The sequence below is a fragment of the Dapis brunnea BLCC-M229 genome (genome assembly GCF_050015995.1).
In the GTDB taxonomy this organism is placed as follows: domain Bacteria; phylum Cyanobacteriota; class Cyanobacteriia; order Cyanobacteriales; family Microcoleaceae; genus Trichodesmium.
In genome coordinates this window covers 11,438-19,997 of record NZ_JBNHEP010000237.1, presented here as the reverse complement: position 1 = coordinate 19,997, position 8,560 = coordinate 11,438, and the positions used below count along the sequence as shown (strand labels likewise).

Sequence of the window (8,560 nt, the reverse complement as noted above, 5' to 3'; positions counted from 1 at the left end):
ATCCTCTCGGTTAAAACCCGAGGTAATTATCAATTATCCATTATCCATTAATGAACTCTTCTTATAAAGAAGAGGATTCGGTTAAAAGGAATTTTTTTCTTGTCTTGGTCGATTGGATATGGCTAGGTTTTCTCAGCATCCCATCCTAGGTCATGCTGCGCTTTCCGACCGCTTTTTCTCCATGAATGGAGAGGCTTTATACCTTAATTTTTCGGTAAAGACTATTCTATATTGTCTAATTACAAAAAGTTTAATAACCATGACTTTTACAGTCACAGTTATTAAATATTTGGATTAAAATTAAGATAACCAGTTACAAATAGCATCTGCATCTGGAGATTCAGGATGTGCTAACCATTCTAATTCTTGAATTTTTTCATCTTTACTGCGGATAACCATCTTTAAATTACCAACTTGTTCTTGAAGTTTCTGAATTTCGCTTTGATAATTTTGATATAACTGACGCATATTTTTAATTGCATGAATTTGGTAAAATATTATAATTCGTGCTCATTTACAGTTTTATTCCATATTGTCTAAGATTTTTCCATTGTTATTTCAGATAAGTTTTAGGTTGGAATAGTTCATATTTTGGAGTATTAGAACTAAACATTTTTTTCTCTCTATTTTTGTTGGATGTTAACTTTGACTATTCCAACTTAATGCCTTTATCTGTGGGGTAGAGGAATTTTTAATATGTTGAATAATTTCTTTTTTATCCAAAGCTTCTGCAATTGGGTCTCCTTGCTGATATATAAACTTAGCCCTCCAACATTCAGCTAAATCAACTTGAGTATTTCTTGCTTTTTGCCATTCGTCTTTTTGCTCCTCAGTCCAACATTTTGTCAACAAACTTTCACTAGGCAAACTTTCTATAACTTGAGCAATTTTTTCCAGAACTTCTGCTTCTTCTTGACTCATCTTCTTCTACCAATTCACTGTAAATATGTCATAAATAATTTCACACTTAATTGTATGAAATAATCCCCTAAAATTTTTATCTGTGTTTTTTAGCTAAAAATACACCAGATTTCATCATTTGATCTTGGTGAGGTAAACCTATCGCGGGCAAGATGCCTGCACTATAAACATTTCTGCATTTTTTAGCTAAAAATATCTAACTTCTAACTTCTGACTTCTAACTTCTGACTTTTGACTTCAAAAAATTTAGGCCCCCTTTTAGGGTAGTCTAGAAAGAATGACCAAATTTATTAATTTCAATAGAAAAAATGACAGTATCTGCCTCTACTCGTACCGTTCGGATCGGTTCCCGCAAAAGCCAACTTGCCTTAGTTCAAACCTACTGGGTGCAAGAAGAACTCCAGAAACATTTCCCAGACATCACATTTGAAGTCGAAACTATGTCTACCCAAGGGGACAAAATTCTAGATGTGCCCCTAGCAAAAATTGGGGATAAGGGACTTTTCACCAAAGAACTGGAGGTAGGAATGCTGGAAAAGAAAACTGACTTGGCAGTTCATTCTCTCAAAGACTTACCGACTAACTTACCAGAAGGTTTGATGTTGGGTTGCGTTACCGAACGGGAAAACCCAGCAGATGCTTTGGTAGTGCATGAAAAGTTCAAGGATAAACAACTTGAGACTTTGCCAGAAGGTGCTGTTATTGGTACGTCCTCTCTGAGACGTTTGGCACAACTCCGTCATCATTACCCCCACTTGGAATTTAAAGATGTTCGTGGTAATCTCAATACTAGACTGGCAAAATTGGATGCTGGAGAGTATGATGCCATTATTTTGGCTTTTGCTGGTTTGCATAGATTAGGTATGGGCGATCGCATTCATCAAGTTATACCCCCAGAAGTATCTCTTCATGCAGTTGGGCAAGGTGCTTTAGGAATAGAATGTCGTGCTGGAGATACTGATATTTTGGATTTATTGAAGAGTCTGGAACATACTGCAACTGCTCATAGATGTTATGCCGAACGTGCTTTTTTGAGAGAGTTGGAAGGAGGTTGTCAAGTTCCCATTGGTGTTAATACTCAAATAGAAGGGGAGCAACTGACTTTGACTGGTTTAGTTGCTAGTTTAGATGGTAAGAAATTGGTTAAGGATGTTGTGACTGGTGCTACTGCTGAGGCAGAACAAATAGGTCTTGAATTAGCGAGAAAGTTGAGAGAACAAGGTGCTCAAGAAATCTTAGATGAAATTTTGGCAGAAATTGACCGTAGTTAATTTTTAAGTTATCTATAAACTTGGAATATTTAGGGTTTGCTGAAAAAGTCTTTTTTAAGGAGTAGGGGAGCAGGGGAGTAGGGGAGTAGGGGAGTAATTTTTTTGTCCAACTATGCACCTAAAATACTAACTTTTTAAGCATTAAGAGCTGAAAACCTAGTACTTTTTACCGAGCTAAAAAGGCTAAAACCTTCATTTGTAAATGCTTTGAGATTTAATCAGCAAGCCCTAATTATCAATTATCAATTATCCATTATCAATTTCCATTAATGAATTTGTATCTGGTTTTAACCAAATGTTAGGTTTAAATTGACGATCTAAAGGTGTTTTAGCAATATGATTATTGACACTCCCCGCTCTAAAGAGACGGGGATTCTTAAGAAGTCCAAAATCGAACTCTTAAAGGCGTTGTCAATGCGCCTCTACTTAGTTGACTTAAGTTCAAGTTAAGCCTTCCAGATACTTTTCTTAAAATATTTGCTGCACCATTGCAATCAGCATTAATTAAATAGCCCGCAGCAGAACGATATAAACCTCGTTGAATCCGTTTTCCTGATGGTTCCCAGTTGTCGGGTTTTTCACCGTAGGTTGGGAGAAGATCATCATCTAAGAAACTAGCTTTCGAGGTATAAGACTCTTCAGTTTCTAAAAATTGAAGCCCATATAAATCACCAAGTTCTTCGATTCTTTTTTTGAGCCTTGCCGTAGGGATTTGTACAAACTTTTGATTCGTTTTCGTCCCTAAATCAATTGATTGTTTTTGACCCTTGTTCCATCCAAAAACGATTGTACCGATTCCATGTTTAAGGCAATGGTTGATGATTAATCGCGCTGTTTTGTTAACAGCATCACGCATCTGACGATTGCGCTTTTCAGTGATGCGAGCTAATCTTTTAGACCAGAAACCTTGTGGTTTATTTTCCTTGAGAACAGCTATTCGTTTGTTGTACCACTGGTTTTTAGATTTCAAATGTTTGCCATTAACAATAAAGCTGTGCCCTAGAGTATCCACACAAGTTAACCAGTTGTCTAAACCGTGGTCAATAGAGAGTGCTTGGTTGGGGTCTAGTTTAATTGGTTGAAGCTTGATTTCATAGACAAACTCGACATAAAAACAGCCGTGACGAGGTAAAATCCTAATCTCTTTAATTGAGTTCCACTCCAGGTTACTAGCCATTGGAATATAGAAATTATCTAATCCAAACCATGCTTTAACCTTGCGTCCTAATGGAACTCTAATCCCTTTGTCAGTAAGTTTGAGCCATATTTTAGGATAAGTAACAGTAAATAAACCCGGTTTTCGATAGTTAGGTGGTTTTGGCTTGTTAACTAATTTACCCCTGACAAATAGTTTCGATAATTGTTTAAAACTTTTGAAAGATTCGATGACCCCGTTGCATATTTGTTGGGCACTAGAAGCATACATTGCGTTAAAATGTCTGTTCCATTTCATCTCCGTGCAAAGTTCCCCTTGAGTGACCCATCGATTTTCCTTAAAAAAAACTTGTCGGGCGTAATAAACGGAACAGTTAAACACTTTGTTAGCTTCGCCACACAAATATTCTAGGATGGCTAATAGGTTTTTGTCGGCATACAGTAGAATTTGTTGACACCCTATGTTTTTTGTTTTTTTGCTCATCCCTCTATTATCATCAAGTTGTCGATAAATGTCAACCCATCAACATGAAAGACCAGCAGAAAATATACCGTCATGCCAACCATTCTATAGGTTTAGCCCATGTCCACTTAGTCTGGATTCCCAAACGCCGCAAAAAAGTCTTAGTGGGCCAAATTAAAATAAGATTGGCAGCTATCTTATCAGAAGTGGCTACAGAAAAAGGCTGGTTAATTAAAGGGTTAGAAATAGCACCAGACCACGTTCATATCTTAGTAGAACATGGCTCTGACGTAGCGATTCACAAAATAGTCAAAGCTTTAAAAGGTAGGTCATCCAGATTGTTGCGACAAGAGTTTCCAGAGCTATGCAAGCTCCCTAGTTTGTGGACTCATAGTTATTTTTACGATACTACCGGAAAAGTCAGCACCACTAAGATTTTGGAATACATTAATGACCCTCATCACGGCGACTAAAGTCGCCGAGTCGTTTTTCCGCCCCGCTTTAAAAAGACGGGGCTACCAAACTCCCGAACTTTTTCCGTGTGGCCAAAAGAACTCTTTATCGGCATTTCACCTCAAAAGACGAACTAATAGAAGCAGTAATGAAACACCGGGCCAAAGAATGGTTAAGTTGGTTTGAAACGGCGGTGCGCGATCGCGGTAATACTGCTAAGGAGAGATTACTAGCAACTTTTGATGTATTGCGAGAGTGGTATGCAAGTCCAGATTTTCGTGGTTGCCCTTTTATCAATGCTGTACTAGAAATAGCCGATGCTTCTCATCCTGCTCATGATGTATCAGTAGGAGTTAGAGAGTCTATTCGGATACAGATTAAGGAATTAGCTGAACAAGCAGGAGTAAAAGATTCAGAATCATTTTCTCAACAATATTTACTTCTGATTGGAGGAGCAAGTTTGATGGCTACTATTGAAGGATTTTCTGGAGGTGCTAACTATGCTCAACAGGCATTATCTACTTTAATTGATAGTTATATTGAAAAGTCAGGAGTGTAAGTATTTAGAGTAGTAATTAGACATAGGCGTGAAAATTCAAAATAGAATCAATTCTTATCCATAAATTATCAATTATATCATGTCCGGATAATCAGTGATCAAAAAAAGTATATGGTTTGTAGTAGGGCTCTCAGCCCGATACATACTTTTTGCTCAAACCCTACTACAAACTTTAATTATAACTGTTCAACCGGACATGATATTACTTCTCTCTGTTCCCTCTTTTCCGGAGTGGTCTATTGTAGTGGCAATATCTAGAAATATTAGATGAAATTGACTGTAGTTAATTTTCAATTATCTATAAACTTATACCAAATTCAAAAAAGGCTGTTACATCTTAAGTATGTGATTTATTCCTACAATCAAAAATTGATAAATCCCATAAATTCTTAAAAATCAACCTTTTATTTATTTATTATGTTTTTATTTCCCTGTTCCCAGTTAAGTGTTCCCTGTGTCGTGACTGTAACAATATTTTCTGAAAATGGTATTAGAATATTTAGCTGAGATATTTGAGTTATAGGGGCGAGTTTAAAAGTAAATGTTGAGGTGATATTATTTGAGTTTCAACTAAAATCTACTTCGTCCCTAATTATATTGTTTTATTCCTCATTTTATAATGTCTTTATTGAATTGTACCGAATACTGCTGGATTTAATATAATTTTCGAGCTGAAAACTGCTATCAAAAAAGAGTTTCACAGGCATAATTCCTGTGAAACTCTTAAATTAATTCAAGAATTGATTTAGCTTAGAGAGCTAAATTTACTAAGGTCAATATCTCAAGAATCTATCCGAGAAAATGAACACCAGAGATGTCATTGTTGTTCAATTCAGTAAATAATTCCTCAAATGTACCTGATGTTGAAGTACCGAGAGTATTAGGATTGAAAGCAAACACATCTTGCTTGTTACCAGATAGACCAGTTACAGAAAAGTTGCCTGTTGTGGATAGGAGGATTTGCTCTCCTTTAAGACCAATAGCATCAACATCTTCACTGTTGTCACTAAGTCCTACATCACTGCCATCAAATTCGACAGACCAACTTCCGCTGGTGTGACTGCCTAAACTATCAGGCTTAAAACGCAGTATATCTTCATCTTTGCTATTAACTCCTGGAACTTTAACGTTTCCTTGAGTAGAAATTAGAAGGTCTCCAGTAACAGGATCGACACTCAGACCATCAATATTTTCACTACCTTTAGATAAGCCAACATCTGAACCATCGAAGTATAAATCGAAAGAACCAGCGGTGTTTTCTCCAAGTGATGTGGCAGTGAATTTAACAATGTCAGAATCATCTACATGGATGCCACCTATATCTTGAGCAGACTTGAATGAAAGTAGAATTTCATTGTCGCTGATTACCTCAAAGGCATCAATATTAAAATGATCAATGCCAACATCTGAACCATCAAAGAACTTAGTGAAACTCTGATCGGCTAGATTATATTCAACGATGTCTTCTGGTTTAAAACTAATTCCATCTAGAGTTTTGTGGTCTTTTAAACTGAATAGTAAAGAATTTTGACCAGGATTAGTGTAACCACTTTGGTCTTCATCACTTACAGAACCAGCAGTGACAGTTCCGATGTTGACGTAATTACCAATGGTTGTTTCACCCGGTACAGAAATATCCAGTTTTTTCAACTTGAAGGCATCATTGTGCTGATTTTGACGTGCAGAAATAACAATGGTATCACCTGTTAACTCATCAGCATTAAAGTTAGCCCAGCGATCGTGCTTACCACCATTGTTATTTTCCTTGGTGAAGCCATTTAAGATATCGCTGTTCAAATGTGTGATATCTCCATTGCGCTCGCCTATCCAGACTGTGATATCGCTATCATGCTTGACATAATTAAGGAATGCGCGATCTACAGTTACTTGTTGGTCAAATTCAAAGAGGACATAATCGTTGCTAGTATCATTATCTACTAGGTGATTGTGACCGCTTTCCTTCCGGTTGGTAACACCTAAGCCACCACCGTAAGCTCCAAGGTAAGCTGTTTTCCAGTTGCCACCGTGCTTGTTACTGCTAAATGCACTGACATCTACGGAAACACCATCTTGAGTAAAGGTACGGACATTTCCATAATGACCAGTTGTGGAACTATTACCTGTGAGATGGAAGGTGATGTCTTGGGAACTGGTAGTAGTGCTTAAGTCTTGAGCTGTTCCTGTCTTTTGGTAAATCCAGGTCTCACCAGGTTCTAATTTGTTATTATTATTTCCACCTTTTTTCTCAACGATATTGGTGATTTCGCCTTCTATGTCGTCATGAACTTGAATTTCATTTTTCTTGAAGGATACATCACCAGTGTTGGTGACTTCATAAGTCCAAGTAACTTTCTTACCAGGAGAAATTTCTACTGCTTCCTCTATGGTGTCAGCATCTACTCCGTTGGTGAACTTCTCAATATCGATACCAGGATTTTGAGGTTCGGGTTCGCCTTCAGGATTAGTGTAACCACTTTGGTCTTCATCACTTACAGAACCAGCAGTGACAGTTCCGATGTTGACGTAATTACCAATGGTTGTTTCACCCGGTACAGAAATATCCAGTTTTTTCAACTTGAAGGCATCATTGTGCTGATTTTGACGTGCAGAAATAACAATGGTATCACCTGTTAACTCATCAGCATTAAAGTTAGCCCAGCGATCGTGCTTACCACCATTGTTATTTTCCTTGGTGAAGCCATTTAAGATATCGCTGTTCAAATGTGTGATATCTCCATTGCGCTCGCCTATCCAGACTGTGATATCGCTATCATGCTTGACATAATTAAGGAATGCGCGATCTACAGTTACTTGTTGGTCAAATTCAAAGAGGACATAATCGTTGCTAGTATCATTATCTACTAGGTGATTGTGACCGCTTTCCTTCCGGTTGGTAACACCTAAGCCACCACCGTAAGCTCCAAGGTAAGCTGTTTTCCAGTTGCCACCGTGCTTGTTACTGCTAAATGCACTGACATCTACGGAAACACCATCTTGAGTAAAGGTACGGACATTTCCATAATGACCAGTTGTGGAACTATTACCTGTGAGATGGAAGGTGATGTCTTGGGAACTGGTAGTAGTGCTTAAGTCTTGAGCTGTTCCTGTCTTTTGGTAAATCCAGGTCTCACCAGGTTCTAATTTGTTATTATTATTTCCACCTTTTTTCTCAACGATATTGGTGATTTCGCCTTCTATGTCGTCATGAACTTGAATTTCATTTTTCTTGAAGGATACATCACCAGTGTTGGTGACTTCATAAGTCCAAGTAACTTTCTTACCAGGAGAAATTTCTACTGCTTCCTCTATGGTGTCAGCATCTACTCCGTTGGTGAACTTCTCAATATCGATACCAGCATCAGGTAATACATCCACAAAGTCGTTACCTGTATCTGCTTCACCAGGTTCTAAGATAACTGGGATGTTGTCAGGAATACCGTTGTTACCACCATCTGTGTCATCACCACCGTCAAATTCACCATCTACCTCAGATACATTTTCATAATCAGGTAGGTTGGTTTCTTGGACGCTGTAGTTCCCTGGTTCTACATCTGTGAAGGTGTAGTTACCATCTCCATTTGTAGTTGTTGTCGCTACAGGGGTGCTATTAGAATCCAACAATTGGATAGTGACATTTTCTAGTGGGTTGCCATCCTCATCGCTGACATTACCGGAAATCGAACCATCAGGTAATACATCCACAAAGTCGTTACCTGTATCTGCTTCACCAGGTTCTAA

The 8,560-nt window shown here is 37.8% G+C and carries 7 protein-coding genes; 3 read left to right on the top strand and 4 right to left on the bottom strand.

Annotated features, from left to right (window positions below; all coding sequences use genetic code 11):
• Positions 1-300 precede the first annotated feature (300 nt).
• The gene (locus ACP6PM_RS27490; protein ID WP_426590076.1) at positions 301-468 is read right to left on the bottom strand and encodes a hypothetical protein; all 168 of its coding nucleotides are present in this window, start codon (positions 466-468) and stop codon (positions 301-303) included.
• Between the two features lie 171 nt (positions 469-639).
• On the bottom strand, positions 640-921 hold the full coding sequence (locus tag ACP6PM_RS27485; RefSeq protein ID WP_426590075.1) for a hypothetical protein: 282 nt from the start codon (positions 919-921) through the stop codon (positions 640-642).
• Between the two features lie 308 nt (positions 922-1,229).
• Between ACP6PM_RS27485 and hemC the strand changes: the two genes are divergently transcribed.
• On the top strand, positions 1,230-2,192 hold the full coding sequence (gene hemC, locus ACP6PM_RS27480) for a hydroxymethylbilane synthase (RefSeq protein WP_426590074.1): 963 nt from the start codon (positions 1,230-1,232) through the stop codon (positions 2,190-2,192).
• Between the two features lie 376 nt (positions 2,193-2,568).
• On the opposite strand, the gene ACP6PM_RS27475 is transcribed toward hemC, so the two are convergent.
• Positions 2,569-3,831 carry an RNA-guided endonuclease InsQ/TnpB family protein gene (locus tag ACP6PM_RS27475; RefSeq protein ID WP_426590073.1) on the bottom strand — a complete coding sequence of 421 codons (1,263 nt, stop codon included), beginning with the start codon at positions 3,829-3,831 and terminating at the stop codon, positions 2,569-2,571.
• Between the two features lie 44 nt (positions 3,832-3,875).
• On the opposite strand from ACP6PM_RS27475, the gene tnpA reads away from it, so the two are divergent.
• Positions 3,876-4,283, top strand: a complete 408-nt coding sequence (gene tnpA / locus ACP6PM_RS27470; protein WP_426590072.1) for an IS200/IS605 family transposase — start codon at positions 3,876-3,878, stop codon at positions 4,281-4,283.
• A 68-nt stretch (positions 4,284-4,351) separates the two neighbouring features.
• A complete protein-coding gene (locus ACP6PM_RS27465; RefSeq protein ID WP_426590071.1) occupies positions 4,352-4,822 on the top strand; it encodes a TetR/AcrR family transcriptional regulator in 471 nt (156 codons plus the stop codon).
• A 789-nt stretch (positions 4,823-5,611) separates the two neighbouring features.
• Here ACP6PM_RS27465 and ACP6PM_RS27460 read toward each other — a convergent pair.
• On the bottom strand, positions 5,612-8,560 hold a 2,949-nt coding region (locus ACP6PM_RS27460; protein WP_426590070.1), incomplete at its 5' end, for a carboxypeptidase-like regulatory domain-containing protein.